The organism is Marinospirillum sp. (assembly GCF_044810985.1).
Classification (GTDB): Bacteria; Pseudomonadota; Gammaproteobacteria; order Pseudomonadales; family Halomonadaceae; genus Marinospirillum.
Window position 1 is genome coordinate 2,939,071 of sequence record NZ_CP085242.1, and the last position, 18,229, is coordinate 2,957,299.

Annotated in this window: 15 protein-coding genes; all 15 read right to left on the bottom strand. The window is 40.7% G+C overall.

The genetic code is table 11. The annotated features are described in order from the left end of the window. Position 1: 1 nt before the first annotated feature. Positions 2 to 3,496, bottom strand: a complete 3,495-nt coding sequence (locus tag LG323_RS13905; protein WP_404417395.1) for a hypothetical protein — start codon at positions 3,494 to 3,496, stop codon at positions 2 to 4. 9 nt (positions 3,497 to 3,505) lie between these two features. Further along, positions 3,506 to 4,012 carry a hypothetical protein gene (locus tag LG323_RS13910; RefSeq protein ID WP_404417398.1) on the bottom strand — a complete coding sequence of 169 codons (507 nt, stop codon included), beginning with the start codon at positions 4,010 to 4,012 and terminating at the stop codon, positions 3,506 to 3,508. Then, entirely contained in the window at positions 4,009 to 4,674 is a 666-nt protein-coding gene (locus tag LG323_RS13915; protein WP_404417401.1) for an HAD family hydrolase, read from the bottom strand. Before LG323_RS13915 ends, LG323_RS13910 begins: the two co-directional genes overlap by 4 nt. Before the next feature lie 5 nt (positions 4,675 to 4,679). Next, complete coding sequence (locus tag LG323_RS13920) at positions 4,680 to 5,705, bottom strand: glycosyltransferase (RefSeq protein WP_404417404.1); 1,026 nt, start codon at positions 5,703 to 5,705, stop codon at positions 4,680 to 4,682. 131 nt (positions 5,706 to 5,836) lie between these two features. After that, a complete protein-coding gene (locus tag LG323_RS13925; RefSeq protein WP_404417407.1) occupies positions 5,837 to 6,871 on the bottom strand; it encodes a radical SAM/SPASM domain-containing protein in 1,035 nt (344 codons plus the stop codon). Then, positions 6,868 to 7,632 (bottom strand): cytidylyltransferase domain-containing protein, encoded by a 765-nt coding sequence (locus LG323_RS13930; protein ID WP_404417410.1) that lies wholly within the window; start codon positions 7,630 to 7,632, stop codon positions 6,868 to 6,870. Before LG323_RS13930 ends, LG323_RS13925 begins: the two co-directional genes overlap by 4 nt. After that, positions 7,629 to 8,624, bottom strand: a complete 996-nt coding sequence (locus LG323_RS13935) for an N-acetylneuraminate synthase family protein (protein ID WP_404417413.1) — start codon at positions 8,622 to 8,624, stop codon at positions 7,629 to 7,631. The genes LG323_RS13930 and LG323_RS13935 overlap by 4 nt, the downstream gene beginning before the upstream one ends. Continuing rightward, positions 8,621 to 9,694 carry a nucleotidyltransferase family protein gene (locus LG323_RS13940; protein WP_404417415.1) on the bottom strand — a complete coding sequence of 358 codons (1,074 nt, stop codon included), beginning with the start codon at positions 9,692 to 9,694 and terminating at the stop codon, positions 8,621 to 8,623. The genes LG323_RS13935 and LG323_RS13940 overlap by 4 nt, the downstream gene beginning before the upstream one ends. A 7-nt stretch (positions 9,695 to 9,701) precedes the next feature. Beyond that, positions 9,702 to 10,352: an acetyltransferase gene (locus tag LG323_RS13945; protein WP_404417418.1), complete on the bottom strand. Its 651-nt coding sequence runs from the start codon at positions 10,350 to 10,352 to the stop codon at positions 9,702 to 9,704. Beyond that, positions 10,349 to 11,419, bottom strand: coding sequence for an N-acetylneuraminate synthase (neuB, locus tag LG323_RS13950; RefSeq protein WP_404417421.1), 1,071 nt, complete (start codon positions 11,417 to 11,419; stop codon positions 10,349 to 10,351). The genes LG323_RS13945 and neuB overlap by 4 nt, the downstream gene beginning before the upstream one ends. Further along, positions 11,412 to 12,581: a UDP-N-acetylglucosamine 2-epimerase gene (gene neuC, locus LG323_RS13955; RefSeq protein ID WP_404417424.1), complete on the bottom strand. Its 1,170-nt coding sequence runs from the start codon at positions 12,579 to 12,581 to the stop codon at positions 11,412 to 11,414. Before neuC ends, neuB begins: the two co-directional genes overlap by 8 nt. Next, entirely contained in the window at positions 12,578 to 13,738 is a 1,161-nt protein-coding gene (locus LG323_RS13960; protein WP_404417426.1) for a LegC family aminotransferase, read from the bottom strand. The genes neuC and LG323_RS13960 overlap by 4 nt, the downstream gene beginning before the upstream one ends. Then, positions 13,731 to 14,711, bottom strand: coding sequence for an NAD-dependent 4,6-dehydratase LegB (locus LG323_RS13965; RefSeq protein ID WP_404417429.1), 981 nt, complete (start codon positions 14,709 to 14,711; stop codon positions 13,731 to 13,733). The genes LG323_RS13960 and LG323_RS13965 overlap by 8 nt, the downstream gene beginning before the upstream one ends. After that, positions 14,708 to 16,213 (bottom strand): hypothetical protein, encoded by a 1,506-nt coding sequence (locus LG323_RS13970; RefSeq protein WP_404417432.1) that lies wholly within the window; start codon positions 16,211 to 16,213, stop codon positions 14,708 to 14,710. Before LG323_RS13970 ends, LG323_RS13965 begins: the two co-directional genes overlap by 4 nt. Then, positions 16,179 to 18,140 (bottom strand): NAD-dependent epimerase/dehydratase family protein, encoded by a 1,962-nt coding sequence (locus LG323_RS13975; protein WP_404417434.1) that lies wholly within the window; start codon positions 18,138 to 18,140, stop codon positions 16,179 to 16,181. Before LG323_RS13975 ends, LG323_RS13970 begins: the two co-directional genes overlap by 35 nt. Positions 18,141 to 18,229 lie beyond the last annotated feature (89 nt).

Sequence of the window (18,229 nt, forward strand, 5' to 3'; positions counted from 1 at the left end):
CTTATTGCTGTATACCTAGACTGAGCTTCAGCCAGTTCTCTGTGTCGGTTTCCGCTTGAATTACTTGAACGGTTTTCTGGGGTTTGCAAGTGTTTCTTAGCTTTTGTGAAGCAAAGAGCCACCCACTGATTTGTGGTTCAAGCGGTTGCCACATCTCCCAGTCAGTCAGGCTGGTGATGACAACCCACTGCTCAACTCGGGTGTAAACTGCAGTCTCTTCAATCAGATCTTTGTGATGTTCGGGTTGCCCTAGGTAAATGCAGTAATCAGGTAGTAGTCGAGCTAATTCAACCGAAGTTATGGGAGAGGGCATTGCCGAGCTCATAAAGTGATGCTCTTGCAGCAGAATTTTTTCATCATTTACTGCCTGCTTGAGTCCTTTTATGAGAGCAGCTGCAACTTCAATCTGTTCTGTCTGATAGTCCAGGTAAGCGGCTAGGAACTGAGGGCGTTGATGGTGAATGGGATGCCACCGACCTGATAGCAGGGTGTCTGCATAGATTCCTGAGCCTCTCAACTCCAGGTTTTTGTTAAAGGCCGGATCACTGGGTAATAGATTGAACCAACGGTCTTTAAATGATTTGCTATCTGCCTTACTAGGTGCTGCAAGACTGCTTGTCAGAACCAGACTGCTGAGCGGTGTCCAAACCAGCTTATGGCCATGAGTGCAAAGTTTGAGCTGTAAGTCATTGACTGCAAGAGCACCTGAATAAGAAGAGTCTAGTCCACCCTGTTCAGTAAACAAACTTCGTTTTACCGCAACGCAAGCAGGGTTAAGTGCATTAAAGCTCTGCTCACACCAGGCACGTGGAAGGCCAGGAACCTCTTGTTCAAGGAAAAAATCTCGATAGAGGTCACCCACCATTCCATCCTTACCCAGAATCTGACCAGCACTGACGAGGGTTGCTTTGGTAGAGGCTAGACGTGGCCCCACCATGGCAACATCAGAACGTTGCAATTGGTCAATAATAGGATCCAGCCAATTAGGCTGCACCCAGCGCAATAGCTCTGTAGCCAATATAAAGAACTCAGATTGAGTAGCTGCAACCAGCTCACACCACTGGCTAACCAATGGATTATTGACGGCACTCATCTCAACCCAGTTAATATTAGGAAGACGGATATTTTCAGCTGCAAGCCATTGTTCAGCTGTCTGCTGGTTAGTAGGCACTGCAATGTGAATATGTAAACTATTACTGAGCTGTTGCTCTTGCAGAGATTGAAGACAGTTTTTAAGTTGATGAGTCAATCCCGCAGTAGCCAGTAGAAGGTCAACACTGACTTCAGTGTTGCCAATATGATACCGGGTGTTATAGATTTGAGGGTAAAGTCCTGGTTGCACCTGTGCTTTGTCAAACCCACAGCGATCAAGATGCTCTTGGCGAATAAGTGCACCCAGTGCCTCATTTTCTGGGCTGGCAACCAAGTTATCCATATACTCCGACCGATCCACAAGAACTTCTGCAATATGCCCTATAGCAGGAAGCGTCATGCGCTCAGCAATGCGGAAAACCAAATCTTCCGTTTGGCGGTAAGCGAAGGGCCTGAAACCTTCCATAGCCTGCCAGGCATCTTTACGAAATGCTGTAGCCCGGTTGACATAGTCGGTTGAACGGAGCAGATCAAGATTAAAGTCAGGTTTGAAGATAGGGTCAACTGGTAAACTGGTGGCAAATCGTGACTCATCATCGGCCAACTCTTCGTGTGTAGACTGAACTAAAACTTCATCCCCATAGATGGCGAGCCAATCACCGTTAATATTGGCATAGTCAGCCAAGTTAAATAGAGCCTGGGGTTGTAGCTCATCACCTGGCCAGAGCTGCATCACCCAATCGGACTCGACGGCTTCAATGACTTCATTGATTTGATCAAAGGGTGAGTCACTTTGCACCCATTGCAAATTTGGATGTTCAAGTAGGCTTGTATCTGGGCAGGCATCAGGGCTGATGATGCTGATACCGTAATGTGGGTAAATTTGTAATTCAAAACTATCCAGAGTATTGGCCAAAGCATCAAAAAGAGACCTGTCTGCAATAACGACCAAGTGAAAGTTAGGTTTATGTTGCCATTGATTATAGCGTTCACCCATCAACTGGCCGGTAAGCTCATTGGGTTGGGTTCTTGCGCGCCAAGCTTGAAAGGCGTTGGTCTGATGAAAGCGAGCATCTTGCCCCATTACTTCCAGGTGGTCATAGAAATCATCAGCAGAGCGAACTTTCTTGGCTGCTTCTTCCTGGCCCAGAATTTCCAACAGATAAGCTGCTGATTCTTGAGTCGCCTGCTGCCGCTGAGTGGGTTCTATTAATTCATCCCTATCAATGACCAGATCAGCAATGTCTTCACGCAGGTCTTCATCATCAACCAGTCGCTTTAACTCGGCAGCAAGACCAGTAGGTTCGCATTGAATAACTCCGTCATCAGCTCCATAAACCAAGTTGGCCAGGAAAGTTTGACGAATGACCAGCTCAATGGTGGGTTTACCCAAAGACATACTTTCCATGGCAATACCCGAACCACAAGAAATGGTTATGTCTGAACGAGCTACGACTACCTCAGGTCGGATAAAAAGATAAGCCAGGTTTTTATCCAAGCCGAATTTCCTGGCTTTATGGCGAACCTGTTCTTCACCAAATGAAATGCCAGAAGGTCTATCCTTAACAATAAAGAACAGCTCTTCTTCAGTGTTTTCCTGAACCTCAGCGGCTGCCTGTAAAAAAGCATCCAAGGATTTTTCGTAGGTTTCAGGGTCGGCACAGGCGCTCTCCAGGAAGGCGTAGGAGGTGAAGAAGCTGATTACCAGCGCATCATCAGGGATTTCCAGTTGTTCATTAATTTGAATCAGCTGCTCAAAACCAATATCCCGATAAGCATCCCAATTAATCAAGCCAGTAACCTGGCGTTCACCTCGGCCAGTTTGCATATCATCCAAGGTTAGATTGCAGCGCTCACTGGTCAGGGTCATGTGGCTGGAAACAAAATGACGCATACTGCCAACACTACGGAAAGTATAAGGGCAGTGGCAAAAGTGGATGCTGGGCACATCACGATGCCTGGCCCAGTTAACCAGGGTAGCTTCATGGATCATATACTCCTGATTGACCAGGAGTGCTTTGATATCAAACTGATCAGCCAAAGCATCCAGACCGCGGTGGAGAGTCAGGAGTTTTTCAGTACGCGACTGAGCAACGGTGAGAATACGATCAGCCAGATCAGTACGTTGGTTTCGGGTTTCAAGCCAGTCTTCAAGCTGAGGGCCTGACTCATCCAGATAAGCATTGTATTTTTCAGTAAGCTGCTTGGTTTCAGTTAGAGCTTCATAGCTGGATACAGCTTCTTCGATAACATGCACTTTAACCTGGTGCTTTTTGGCCAAGCTTTGGGCAATCCCAGCGAAAAGGCGAGGAGCAATAATGTCCATAGGCTGTTCATGCAAAACAGCATCCAGCAAGCTTGCCTGGCGATCAAGCAATGTGGAAATAACAGCAGGTTGCTTCATGGTGACTCCTTAACGAAAGCGCTTGACCTGAGGGTTGGAAATAGCAGCTAGTTCTTTGAAAACTTCATAAGTCAAGGATGCATAGAGGGGAATGCCTTTGTAGCAGAGCTGTTCTTGATTCAAGGTACTAGTCCAATGGTCAGCCAAGAAACCCTTATCCCGGTCTAATTGACTGTCTCTCAGCCAGGCAAAAAGCACTTCCTGCTGCTTCTCGTTGAGAGCAGTAAACAGCCAGTTTTTTCGTGGAACATCTACAAGTTGAGCTAAGCGAAGTATAAACTGAGCGGGATACAAGGCTTCAAAGTGTGTTTCAAGCAATCCAGAAATGTCAGGCAGTTCTGTGGGTGCTGGATATGTATGGAAAGTTGGCGCTATCTGTGCCTGCCAGACTTGCATAAACTCCTGAAAAGCGGGATCAACATGCAGCCAGCTCATCAAACGCTTCCAGGCATTGGGCCCACAGAAGGTTTTTTGTTGCAGCTCAGCCATAAATTCATCGGAAAGATAATCCATCATGAAAACCTTTTGAGTAGTTGTTTAATTGAAGTCACAGAGTCGATACCATTCTGCTCAGCCCAAGCTTGCCAGTCCTTGACTTCAGTCCATTGACTAACAAAGAGGAAATCCAGGCCTGCACGCGAAGCTGCCTGATAATCATATTGACTGTCACCCAGAAAGAGAGCTGGCTTTTGGATGCAACCTGAAGCGATCACTCGTTTGAGGATATCATCCTTGGAATCAGGGCTGCCAAAAATGCCACCATCAAACAGATGATGCAAACCCCGTTCAGCAAAAATTTCTTGTAACTCAGCTTGGTCACCACCAGAAACAATCATCCAAGGGATGCCCGCAGTTAGTTCTCGAAGTTCAAAAAGCCCTTTAGCAACCTCACAGCTTAACAAGCCATGGCGAACTTTTTTGGCATAAAAAGAGAGCAGATCGTCAAGATTAGGGGGATGGGTGTTAGGAGATACGCTTGGAAAAATTACATCACAAAAATAGGCAAACTTCTTGTAACGAGAAATGCCACCATTGGCGGTATGGTAGTCTACCAAGGCGTGAGCAGCAGCTTCACTATAGTGGAGTGCAGTTTGATAGAAGGCTTGGGTTTTAACTGAGTTGGAATTAAGAAGGACACCGTCACAATCGAAAATGAGGGAAGAAATGGATGGTTGCATATAATTCAGATTTCCCGTTTTATCCACTCCTGAAGCCCTAAAAGGTCGCTGTTGGATGGATTTTTTTTGAGAGCAAGTTTTAACTGGCGTTGTGCTTTGCGATGATTGCCAGCGAACATATCTAATCTTATCTGGTCGATTGTCTCAAACAAAAGCCGGTCAGCTTGAGTTTGTTGTGATTTTTTTTCAAATATATCCTGGAGCCCTGCATGCATATTTGCCAGGGCGCCTTTTGCCCAGTGCTCCGCAGCATCCAAGTCACCCATACGTTCGTGAAACTTAGCAATCCAATAACTTGATACCGCTCTATGTTGTGCTTTCTCAACTTCGGGTAGATGCTCCCAGCTACTTTCTTCATTAGCTCGGAATACACTGCCTACAAAGTTGCCAAAGTACATCCCCTTACCAAAGTAGCCCATTTGAGAATTTCGAAATAAGTCGCCATTCTTGATAAATGAAGATTCATAAATTCCCCCATGATTAGGTGCGTCAAAATATAATAAAATCCCCCCAGTATTTCTTTGAAGAACAGTGCATTTTCTCGCAAAAATTTTATTTGTTTTTAAATCGTAAGGAGACAAAATTACATTAGGATGATTGGTGGGATAAGTGATGTGGCCAGTTTTGTTATTTAAAACTGCAAAGGAATGAAAGCAGCAAGAAAAGTTTTTGTTATTTTGAAGAAAGTCAACCTGTATTTGTAGCTTGTTTTTTTTTATCCAGAAATCATCACCTTCACAAAAAGCAACATAATCAAATTTATTAATGTGATCTCTAAATGGTCTTAGAAAACTTAGTTTTTTAGAAAGATGCATTGAGTGAGTGTTATGTTCTTGTAAAAAAAGATCAAAAATTTCAGGATTATTATTTTTGAATTTTTCTAATATCTCTTTAGTACCATCAGTAGATGCATCATCATGAACAATTATTTTAAAGCTAAAGTTGCACTCTTGTTCCAGAATGCTTTGCAAGTTCTTTTCGATAAAATTTGCATGGTTATAAGTCTGGATAATAATGGCTACATTAGGCATTCGATATTCCAAGCTTGACTGTATTTGATAGAACTTTTATTAAAATATTCCAAGATAAATTTGACTGCTTAAAAAATCAGGCAATATCAATTATAATAAAGAGTAATATCAGGGTGAAATCATTAAATATATTAATGGTTAGCTAAAGGGCAGTTCCTGCAGGTTGAAATGCTATCAATATTTCCATTTCTATGAGTTTCTCTCAGTTTGTTATACTTTTTACTTGTCCAGATTTCTTCTATGTTATTGTTATAAATATTCCCCATTACCATAGTTCTGTTAACATCAACACAACATGGTGTAACAACCCCGTCGGGGTGAATAAACATTCGTTGCCATAATTGAGGGCAGCAAAATTTAGAGCTGGAGTTTGATTTGTCAGTTGATATTATATTTTCAACACGATTTTTCCCTTCAGAATTATTATTCATCATGGAGTGGTCCATATAATCAACAGCTGCAACCACATCAACAATGGGTTCGAAAAGTTTTTTAAAGTCACTAAATTTTTTATCATTTTCGTTAATTTTTACCATTGAAACTCTGGTAAATGGGGTGTAGCTTTCTTTAGGGTTGTTTCCTCGTATTTCATGAAACTGTATTATATTTTTTAATGTTTTTAAATAATTTGCATTGACTCTTATTTTTTCATATTCATCTTTGTATGGTGAGTCAAAGGAAAAAAACAACTTATCGAGTCCACACTCAATTATTTTTTTTGATTTTTCTTTTGTGAGTGATGTTGCATTAGTGTTAAACATTGTATCAATTATACCCTTCTCCTTGGCATATGAAACCATTTTAAAAATGTTCCTATTCATCAAAGGCTCACCCAAATAGTTGAACTTTAATGACTGAACTCCTTTATGGGCTGCTTCATCAATAATTTCTTTATATTTTATGTAATCGAACTCTTGTACTTTCCAAAAGTTACCATTTTCGACCATGGTGGTTCTTGCACACATTGTGCATAATAAATTACAGTTTGAAGTTGCCTCAATGTCAAGGTGTATAGGTACGCGACCTACAATATTATTTTTTGGCCAATTAACCCAGTTTTTTCTATATTCTTTATAATCATCACTTTTTCCTGATTCCCATGCTTCAAGCTTATGGATGTTTTGAGGATGATAGTTGTGATCAATCTTGACTTCGACTTTATTCATTTCAAAAACTCCTGATAATTGCTTTTTAGAGTAATCTTTTTCGGTGTTGCTTGTTTTATTTTGCTATTGATAGAAGCAACCTCTTTGTTGGAATCTAAAAAATTTATTATTTTTTCGATGGTTGCAGTGTTATGGTCTGCTTTAACATTTTTTTCAATTATTTGTGCCAAAGCCAAGTCATCTTCTACATCTACTGTCAATCGGTAATTTGGTCTATGTTCAGGATATTCAATTGGAACCTTCAGAACGCCATTACTAAAACCAAACTCTTCTTGAAAGTATTCTCCCCAGACCTCTGTATCATTTGTGTTTTTTAATTTGCATGCTTTTTCTAAGGCACTTTTCTTCACGGTATAGCTGAAAGCGCCGAATGGTAACCCTTCAATTTTTCCAAAGTCCCAATTGTTTAACTTAGAAGCGTTCAATAAACGGTCAGACCATTTTTGGCAAACCCAAGGGTTGTCAGCAGTTACACTTAGTACCCAGTCAAGATCTAAAAGTTGTGCAGCATCACGCATTCGAACCATAACATCATCAGGCTCACCTCTAAAGCAGTTAACACCATAGCTTTTACAAAAGTCAGCAAGTTCATCATCTTGAGCAATCGTCGATGTTATTACTGTGACTGAATCAGCTAGGTGTACCTCTCGCATGCGATCAATTAAATGAGCAATCATAGGTTTATCACCAATTTTTCGCAAAACTTTGCGATGGAGACGTGTAGACTTTAATCTAGCTGTGATTAAGACACCTGAACTCATTCTATATGACCTAAACTAATTGGATTATGTTTTTTTATACTGTATTTCAATGATTTTCCAACATACGCTGATAACTTATTTGGAGGTGAACCTAAGTCAGGGCTACGTAATGCTATTAAATCTTCTTCTTTAATGATGTGACCTTTTTCAAAGTCTTCAACCGCAACAAGTGACTTTTTTGAATATATACGATATTTTTTTTCTGCTTCAGTGAAAGGGTGTGGTCGTGGATCGCCTAAAGCAATATCAATATCACGAAGCATGCTAACAAATTTACAAAACTCATTAGGGTTCAATGCAGCCTGATGGTCGGCACCTTCAAGTGACCTGTCATGGGTAATGTGTTTTTCAAGAATACTTAGACCTGCTCCTCTAGCAGCGATCGGTATATGAAACGCTGCTTCAGTATTTGCATCACTATGATCTTGGTAGCCTACAGGTAAACTGAAGGCGTGTCCCAATGTTACTGCTTGTAAGATTTCAGCGTCTTGGATAGCAGTTGGAAATAGTTGCTTTCCATACATTAGCCAAATATTATTGTTACCAGATTTTTTTATAGTGCTAATTGCTTCTGATATTTCATAGTATGTCGAAGCACCTACACTTAAGTCTATTCTTTTGCCTGTGTTTGCAACTGCCTTTAATAACATGTCGTTAGATAAATCAGAAGTGTGAATCTTATATGCATCTACACCAATTTCACGGGAAAAGTTAATTGTATTTATATCATAAACACAAGCAATAACTTCCATTTCTTCTGAGTTTTCTTTAACATAATAGAGTAAATCCTTCCAATCCTGTCTAGAGAGCTGAAGGTTCTGTAGAATCTGAATATCAGGGTGATGGGAAACAACTAGATCATGATGGTTCCATATCTGGAACTGTATTGCATCTGCCCCTGCTTTAATTGCACTTTTTATTATGTCTTTTGCTAGCTTTACTGATCCATCATGCGAACACGCCATTTCTGCTATAATATATGATCTTTTCATTTTTTAACCTTTTCGCTTTCAAGCATTTGTAACTTGTAATCAGATTGAGCTTGAATGAAATCATCGATATGTCCAATATCCATCCAGTAATCAGTTAATTCGTAGACGTTTATTTCATTGCCTTTTCTTATCTCTTTTTGCAATAAGTCGGGCATATCTAAATATTGATTGTAAGGCACTTTGCGGATGAGCTCAGGGGATAAAATATAAATCCCTGAGTTTACGTGATAAGTATAAATTGGCTTTTCCTCTATTGAATACGCCTTGGAACCCTGAGTCTTTATTACACCATATGGAATCTGGTAATCATACTCTCTGACACACATGGTAGCATAGCAGTTGTGTTGCTGATGAAACTTAAGCAATGAAACATAATCTAAGCTTGTTAATAAGTCTCCATTCATCATGAAAATAGGCAAGTCGATTTCTTCATTTGGCAGTAATCCAAGTGCACCAGCGGTTCCAAGTGGTTTTTTTTCATGTATATAAGTAATACTTACATTCCATTGGCTACCATCGCCGAAATATTCTTTTATTTTTTCTGGCATATAATGAGTGGATATATAAAATTTATAGAAACCAGATTTAACAAAGCTCTCTAAAATAAGTTCTAGAATAGGTTTTCCACCAATTTTAAGTAGAGGTTTAGGGCAGGTCTCGGTTAGAGGATGAAGTCGTTTTCCAAAACCGCCAGCCATTAAAAATATAGGATTGTCATATTTTTTTCGGTGAATTAATTCATATAAACCAACCATGCCTAATACTTTAGCATTGGAGTTAACAATTGGAATTTGTAGGTGTTGGTGCTTTTCCATAAATGAAAGTAACTCCGCATTACTCCATTCTGGACCAGCAATTTTAGGCTGGGTATTCATTATTTGAGCAACAGGCGTACTTAAATCAATGTGTCTTAGTAGAGCCCTTCGCACATCACCGTCTGTTACAGTCCCTAAAAGCTTATTTTGTTGATCGACCACTAAGAGTATACGCTGAGCTGAGGTATCCAATACCTCAATAGCTTTTTCCAGTGAAGCCGTTGGTTGAACAAGGGTGTCTTGCCAGTTTTTCATTGTTTATTCACTGTGAATGCTTGGTGGGTTGCTGCGATTTAGCAGCCAGATACTTGTGGCCTTTTGGTAAATCACAAAGTAATGTGGAACCCGCGCCTAGAACGGCACCTTGTCCCAGATGACAACCTTGAACTACACAGCTGCTTGGCCCCAGATGACATCCATCTTCAACTTGAACGTTACCACATAAGACAACTGCTGGTGCCAAGTGGCAATGTTTACCTACCTTGCAATCATGATCCAGTTGAGTTCCAGTATTGATCAGTGTATTTTCATCAATCTGAACATCAGTTCCCAGAATACAGCCAGCCATGATCTGCACTCCCTCAGCTAGGGTAATATCTTCTGCAATGATGGCTGTGGGGTGGACTAAAGTTATAAAGGTGTAACCTGAACTCTTGAACTGCCTGTACACAGAGCAACGAAGGGTTTGTCCAGGCAGACTGCCTATGCCATTAGCCAGAAAGATTTTATCTGTTGGATACAGACTCACATCAGAATCGTCACCCAATATGGGTAAACCCTGCCATTCCTTGATGTGATTTTGTTTAAGTCGAGGATCAATGACCCCTAAAACAGGTTGTTTAATCTGGCGCAGTATTTCCAAAACCACTTTGGCATGACCACCGGCGCCCAACAAAATAACTGGCCTGCTCATAAAGCTTCGCCGCACCGATAGTCTTTACTGGCAGGTTTACCAAGATAGTCCCAATAATGGGCAGCACTAACACCTTGCCCAGTTCTGGACGTCGTGAGTGTCGTTTCACTAAACTCATCACCTTGCTGAACATCTTGAGAGACCAGCAAGCTCTGTCGCGCCACTTGGCGCGTATCCCATTCGCAAGGCTGGGGAGCCTTGCGGCCTGTTCCAAGTAACTGCTCGATGCAGCGAATTTGCTGGACAAGGTCTTTTAGCTCCTCTGGTTCCAATGAGGCTTTATGATCAGGACCTGGTAACTCACGATCCAGAGTAAAGTGCTTCTCAATAACCCTTGCTCCACGAGCCACTGCTGCTACAGGCACCAATAACCCCTGTGTATGGTCAGAGTAACCTACAGGTAACTGAAATGCAGCTGCCAGCGTGTCCATGGCTTTTAGATTGACTTGATCCAAGGGTGTTGGATAGCTGGAGGTGCAATGCAGCAGCGTAACTTGGTCTTTGATTGCTTCGAAGGCCTGTGGCTGGCCCCAGAATTCCCAGGTTTCACTCAGGGTTTTGGGTTCCTGGTCATGAGAATAGCCGTGGGCAAGAATTGCTAGAGCCTGTTCGACTTCGCTTAGCGATGCCATGCCTGTGGATAAGATACAGGGCTTGCGCGTAGCAGCAAAAGCCCAGAGCAAGGGTGCATTAGTTACTTCACCAGAAGGGATCTTGTAAAAGGGTAAATTCAAGGTTTGCAGGAAGCTGAGGCTTAGGCGATCAAAAGCAGTAGAAATAAAGGCTATACCCTTCTGCTGAGCATGATCCTGTAACTCTTGGTGCCAGCTTTCCGGCAGCTCCAGTTTCTTCAGCATGGCCAGCTGGGATTCAGCTTCACTCGTATTTTTTTTTTGGTACTGAGCTTTGGGTGCCGTCACTGCAGCCAAGCGTTCTGCATTAAAGGTCTGAAACTTGACCGCATCAGCACCGGATTCGGCGGCAGCCTCCACTAACTGAAATGCAAGATCACGCTCACCGTTATGGTTCACTCCGGCTTCGGCAATAATCAGTGTGGAATTATTCATTTGCAGAACTCTGATTGAGATCAAAAAATTGTTTCGGTTGATATTTCGGCAGCTGACGTAAAAAATTCAATATATGTTGAGAGGTATCCCCCTTGCCGTATGGGTTGTTCGCTACCTCTGCCTGCCTTTGAAATTCAGTGGTTAGTGCTTTGCATATCGAATTCTGAATGGATTGTACGTTGGTCTTGCAATGAATGACTGAAGGCCCTGCCACCCGGCCTTTCTGACGAATGCCTACATTAATTGTGGGAGTTTTAAGGCTGGGTACTTCAATAAGCCCACTGGAAGAGTTTCCTATAACAGCATCTGCATAGTGAGCTGTAGAAAGGTAGCGCTGCACACCCAAGGAGTTGATTGCCATGGCTTGCTCGGGGTGTTGAAGTACATGCTGGTTGATGAGATCAATAATGTATCGTCCACCCTGGTCAGCATTTGGGAAGGTGAATACCTGTTTGTGTTGTGGGAAGTTTTCCAAAGCTCTCAGAAGATTTAGAAAAGTGCTCTTTGGATCCTCTATTCCCGCAGTGACAGGGTGGTAGGTAATCAAGAAAAAAGAAGGCCCAAGATCGAAATTCAGACTTATACTCAGTTCAGTTCGCGGAAGCAGTTCGGCGCGATGAACATTTTCGACTCCAAGTGCACCTGTATAGATCACATGTTCAGGGTTCTCGCCAAGCTGAAGGACTCGTAAACGATGTTCTTCGTTACTGACAAAGTGAAAATGTGCCATCTTGGTAATGGCATGTCGGGTTGAATCATCAACCGCACCTTCTGTAATTTCCCCACCATGCAAGTGGGCAATTGGTATATGCAGGATCATAGCCGTTTGTGCAATAGCTAATGCCTCGAATCGATCACCTAAAATCACCAGACAATCAGGCTTTAACCGCTCAAGTGCGTCTGCAAAACCAACTATACCTAGACCCATGGATTTAGCCACGCCAACAGAGGTATCGGATGAGAGCAACATTTCAACTTTTGCATCCATGTAAAAGCCATCCGACTCAATGTTCTTCCAGGTTGAACCAAACTCAGGAGAAAAATGCATTCCACTGACAATAAGCTGTAACTTAAGATCAGGATCAGCCTGAATTTCTTTCATTAGCCAGTAGAGCAGGCCATATTCAGCGCGTGTTCCAGTGAAAACTGCAATTCTTTTCAAACCGATACTCCTGGCTTCACGCTGCTCGGCAAATTCACGACCCGCTCTTCCAGCGACTGGGCATTTGACAGATCTCCACGGCGGCAATTTTTGTACATAGGCAAGTGATTCATCAAGGCCCAAATGGGGCGAGTCATCACACCTTGACTGTTGGTGCTGTCCAATAGCGCATCCCGCTGTTTTTTGTCTTCACAGATAACACCATTCAACCAGTAGTTGGAACGACACTCGGGTGGCTCGGTTATAAATTGCATGGAAGAGTCCTGAAAGAAGGCTTCATAACTGCTGGCGAGAGTGCGCTTGGCACTAATGAATGCTTCCAACTGCTCCAGCTGTGCACAGCCCAAGGCCGCATTCAGATTCGGCATTCGGTAGTTGTAACCCAAGTCGTCGTGAATGTACTCATAGGTATGCGGCTTTTTGGCCGTAGTGGTGAGGTGCTTTGCTCTTGCTGCCGTTGCTTCATCCGCCAGAATCATACCGCCACCACCGGTAGTCATGATCTTGTTGCCGTTGAAGCTGAGCGTGCCTGAGGCACCAAAAGTACCTGTATGCTGGCCTTTATAGAAGCTGCCCAGTGACTCTGCAGCGTCTTCCACCAAAGCAATATTCCAACGGCGGGTCACGTCACACAGGCCATCAAGATCCGCAGGGTGGCCGAAGGTGTGCATAGGGACACAAGCACGTATGGCCTTACCGTCTTCGTGGGCTCGGCAGACGCCCTCTGCATCCAGTTTTGCATGGTTACTTAGCCATAGCTCCATGGCCTGTGCTGATAATCCGAGCGTATCTCGATCGACATCCACAAAAACCGGTTCGGCTCCGCAGTAAGCGATTGCATTACAAGTCGCCACAAAAGTGAGTGGTTGAGTAATCACTAGGTCGCCCATCTCGACGCCTGCCAACCTCAAGGCAACATGAAGAGCCGCAGTACCGTTTACTGTTGCTACTGCTTTAGGGGAGCCTGTGTAGCTCGTCATGTTCTGCTCAAAACGATCAACATAGGCCCCGGCACTAGAAACAAAAGTGGAGTCAATGGTCTCAGCTAGATAGTCTTTCTCCTTGCCGTCGAAGACAGGAGCATGAAGAGGGATGAACTCCTTTGTATGGTAGTAATCACGTACCAGCTCTACGAGCTTCTGACTGATATCAGACATTGTAAAGACCGGCTTTGTAGTGACGTAAATTCTCTGGTTGAGTAAACCAGTTGATGGTTTTCTGCAGGCCGTCACGAATATCTGTTTGTGGCTTAAAACCAGACAAGCTTTGGAGTTTCTTGTTACAGCCCCATAGTCGAAAGACCTCTGACTTATTAGGCCGTAGTCGCTGTTCATCGGTAAGAAACTCAACATCACTACCCATTAACTCGCGAATGAGATTAAGTGTATCCCCAACTGAAATCTCATAGTTGGAAGCGATATTTACAGTTTCACCTATCGTTGCATCACATTCAGCTAAAGCGAGAAACCCACGACAGGTATCTTCGACATAGTTAAAATCCCGCGTGGGTGTTACGTCACCCAGTTGAATGCTTTTATAGCCAGCAGCAATTTGTGTGATGATGGCTGGAATCACTGCACGAGCAGATTGACGGGGACCATAAGTATTGAAAGGCCGTGCTATTGTAAGTGGCAGATTGAAAGAGTTGAAAAAACTCGTTGCCATGGCATCTGCAGCAATTTTGGAAGCACTGTAAGGAGATTGTGGCTGCAAGGGATGATTTTCATCAATGGGTACATACTGAGCTGTACCATAGACCTCACTGGTAGAGGTGTGAATTACCCTCTTGACACCATTTTCCAAGGCTGCCTGACAAATATTCAAGGTGCCTTTTATATTGGTATCCACATAGCTGTCAGGAGCTTGATAAGAGTAGGGTATAGCAATCAATGCAGCCAAGTGAAAGATCACATCAACATTCCTGGTGATTAATTTGCAGTAATGAGAGTCCCGTATATCGCCTGTTAAGACCTCAACCTGTTCAAGACTGTCAAGGTTTTCAAGCCAACCCCAGGAGTTAAAAGAGTTATATTGACAGAGAGCCTTGACCTGGTAGCCTTGGCGAATCAATAGTTCAGTTAAATGAGAGCCAATAAAGCCATCGGCACCGGTAATTAATGTTTTTTTCATTGAAAAGCTTTCTGAGTGAAAAAATAATACAAATAATCTTCTAAAGAAAGTTCAAGTATTTTATTCAGCTTTGTGTCGAAGGTGATGCGAGAATCCTTTTGAGCTAACTTTAGCCAAATAAAGTTAAATGATGGGTCGTTTAGAAGTGCTATTCTATACATATCATCATTAGATGTTTCAAATGTGTTGTGTTTTTGGTTGTAATATGAGTCTAGCGAACCCCCGGAGTTAATAAAGCATGGAAAGCCTGTAATATAAATTTTATTAGGATTAAATAATAGCGTGTCAAAAACAATACGCTGAAGGTGAAAGTGCTTAAATTGCATTAGATTTGTGTTTGATAGTATAATTGCTCTGGAGTTGTTTTTTTTTGATTTTGAAAAAGGGTGGCATATATGAAAATCATAGTTATTTTGTAATGAGTCTATGTATACACTATTTCCGTTGAATTGATTGATGCTGCTAAGTATTATATTTTGTTCGTCATAATTTTTAAACGTTAAATTTGGGTTTATTGTAATGACTGATTCAAAATGACTCGGAATTTCTTCGAGGCTGTTTACGGAAGGGCCAGTGATGGCTATACTTTTGTCTAGTATTAGTTTACTGTACTTTTTTTCATGTTTAGTGAATGAGTTGTTTTGTACTGTTTTATGAGGCATAGTATTTTCAATCAAACCCATTAATTTTACTTCTAATTCCTCGCTGTTGGCAGATGAAAATATTTTTTTTAAAAAATTTAAGTAATTTTTACTGCTTCTTGATAATAGATGGTAATTTAATAATTTTTTTGAAATATTGCTATTGTTATTGTTGATGGCTGAGTATAGACAGTCATTGGTGTGATTGATTGCTTTGCTTTTTATTATTTTATTAAGTACATCTTCATGGGTTTCAGAGTTAGTGATATTTATATGCTCTAAACTTTCACACTGTTTTTTAAAATTTTTATCAGATACTTTATCGGCCAGATGAATTATATCCTTAATGCTAACAAGTGACTTTTTAAATGGCTTGTCATTGCTAAAATCGTATCTTTCGAATAATGTGGTGCTGGGTTTTTTGCAATTACAGTTTGATAGCTTGGAATGTTTACTTGTTATTTTATAAAAGTCACATCCTGAATTAAATAGTGAGTATGCTAATTTTTCAGCGCATCTGAATGGATGTAGCCCAGCAAACCAATAAGGTTTATCAAAGTAGTCAATTTGTTGATAATTACCATAATATTCATTGTGGTATTTTTTTCCAAATTTTGTTAATGGCTTGGAATGTATTGGGCATACAATCAAGCTCGGAATTAATAGTGTTGTTTTTGTTTTGGGAGAAATGTTTTTTATTTCGATTAATATTCTCAAGTCGTATGATTTTACATGAGAAGCATTGTTCTCAATAATTTCTTCTGATTTTTTTATTATAGCACTTTTTGTAAAGTTCATGAAAATATTTGATTTAACAAAAATTGTTTTATTTCTCATTTTTAACTTTTTTTTCTTCATCATTTACTATTAATTCAATTGCTTTATTTAGATCAAGTTCGGGTCTCCATTTGTATTTGTTTTTAATTGTTTTGCTATCCATAATGTGACTTTTTAAAGAGCTCCCGAATTCAAAATATATTTTGCTTCTACTTTTGCTTGAAATTTTTTTGCATAAATTTACAATTTCATTTAAGCTTAATGACTTTTCGTAAGAAACATTTAGTATTTCATTTTTTTTAATTCCTGATTTTATAATTGAATAAAAAGCATTTGCGGCATCTTTGACGTGCATTCTGTTAAAAATCTGATCGCCATTGTAAATTGTTATATTTTCAGATCGTGCAATTTTTCTTGCAATTTTTGCTGTAGCTTCAGTTTCTGCAATTTCTATATTTTCGCCGGTTAATGTAGCTAGTCTTAAAGATATATGTTTAAAGCTTCGCTTTGTATAAAAAAGGTTTTGTAATATTAGCTCTCCAGAGTATTTTGTCATTGCATAGCATGTGGTTGGCGATGGTATCATTTGCTCATTCCAGGGAATATCATGGAATTCTCCGTAGACACTCTGTGACGATGCATAAATAATTTGCTGGATTCCATTTGATACTGACTTTGTAAAAATTTTTTGTGTTCTTTCTAAACTTTCGGCAATTTCAAGGCTTGTATGATATGGTCGCGCTGAAGCCAAATGACATAGCGTGCCAATTAAACCAAGATTAAATCTGTCATTATCTATATCATTCCAGCTTAGCGCTTTTGAAATTAATTTCCCATGTATATATATTGATTTTTCTGGCGAACGATCAAGTGTATAAATAATATACTTTTTATTTTCACTTAATATTTTCACTAATTGTTGGCCGACAGCTCCAGTACTGCCAGTAATTAAAATGGTTTCTTTTTCTGGTTTTTCTTTCCAATTGACAATTTTGTCTGCTGTCTGTCGAATGCCAGCAGAGTTTTTATTGTAGCTAAGATTTTGCATTGGCACGTTAAATAACCAGTTTTTGATGCAAGCTGACACTTCGTTAAATCCAAACTTAGCCCGTAATCCTGTGATTCCAGTGAATCTTGGATTTATCTCAAAAATCTTAAGGCCTTCATCGGTCATTCTACCTTGTAGGTTTATTGGTCCCTTTAAGCCTTTTTCTTGAATTAACGGAATTAGTCTATCAAGAGCCTTATCCAGTTTGCTAGATTCGTAGGGTAGTATCTCAATGGGAATTCCATTATTTAACTTATTATAGGTAGCAAATCTGCCGTGAATCTTGCCTTTCTTATCGGCTACTAGCTGAATGGATAGTTCACCAATCTGAGCATTAATTCCTTTCTCAAGATTTTTCAGATAGAAATCTCGTGCAGGGTCTGACTTTTCTGGAATGGCAATTTCTTGGTAAATCAACTCATCATCAAGTTTTTCTAGTTCTTCCCTTGATCTTACAATGTGGACATTTTTTGATGCATAGCCATTTCTTGGCTTGGCAATTAATGGGAATATTTCTTTTGTACTCTTTTTATTATTAGCTATTTCTTTGTAGGTGTAACTTTTTACAAATAGGTCGCTGGCTTCGCTGAAAAAATGAGCAAGCTTATCCTTTGATCGGCAAATATTGATTAGCTCGATACTAGATGCGAGTAATTCAATACCTTCTTCTTTTAGTTTTGGCTCATTATCTGCTAATAACTGAGCTTCGTCGTCATGCCCTGGGATTAGTAGTTCTACTTTCTTTTCTTTGCATATTTCAAGCAGCTTTTCTAAATAATTTTCACTGTAGTAGCTTGGAATATAGGCATAATCATCGCACTCGTATTGACCGTATGCCAAAGGGTTATTGCCAAGGCCTAAGGTGATTATTGGTAAGCTAGTAGCATTGCAAGAGCTGATTACAGATTGACCTACGCCACTACCAATTGAGCAGATTCCTACCACTTTTTTATTTTCTGACATTTTCTGAATTCTTGACAATTAGAGATATTTTGACTTCTTCTATGCTTAAGCTATCGCATAGAGGCAAGCATAGTATTTTGTTAGCAACT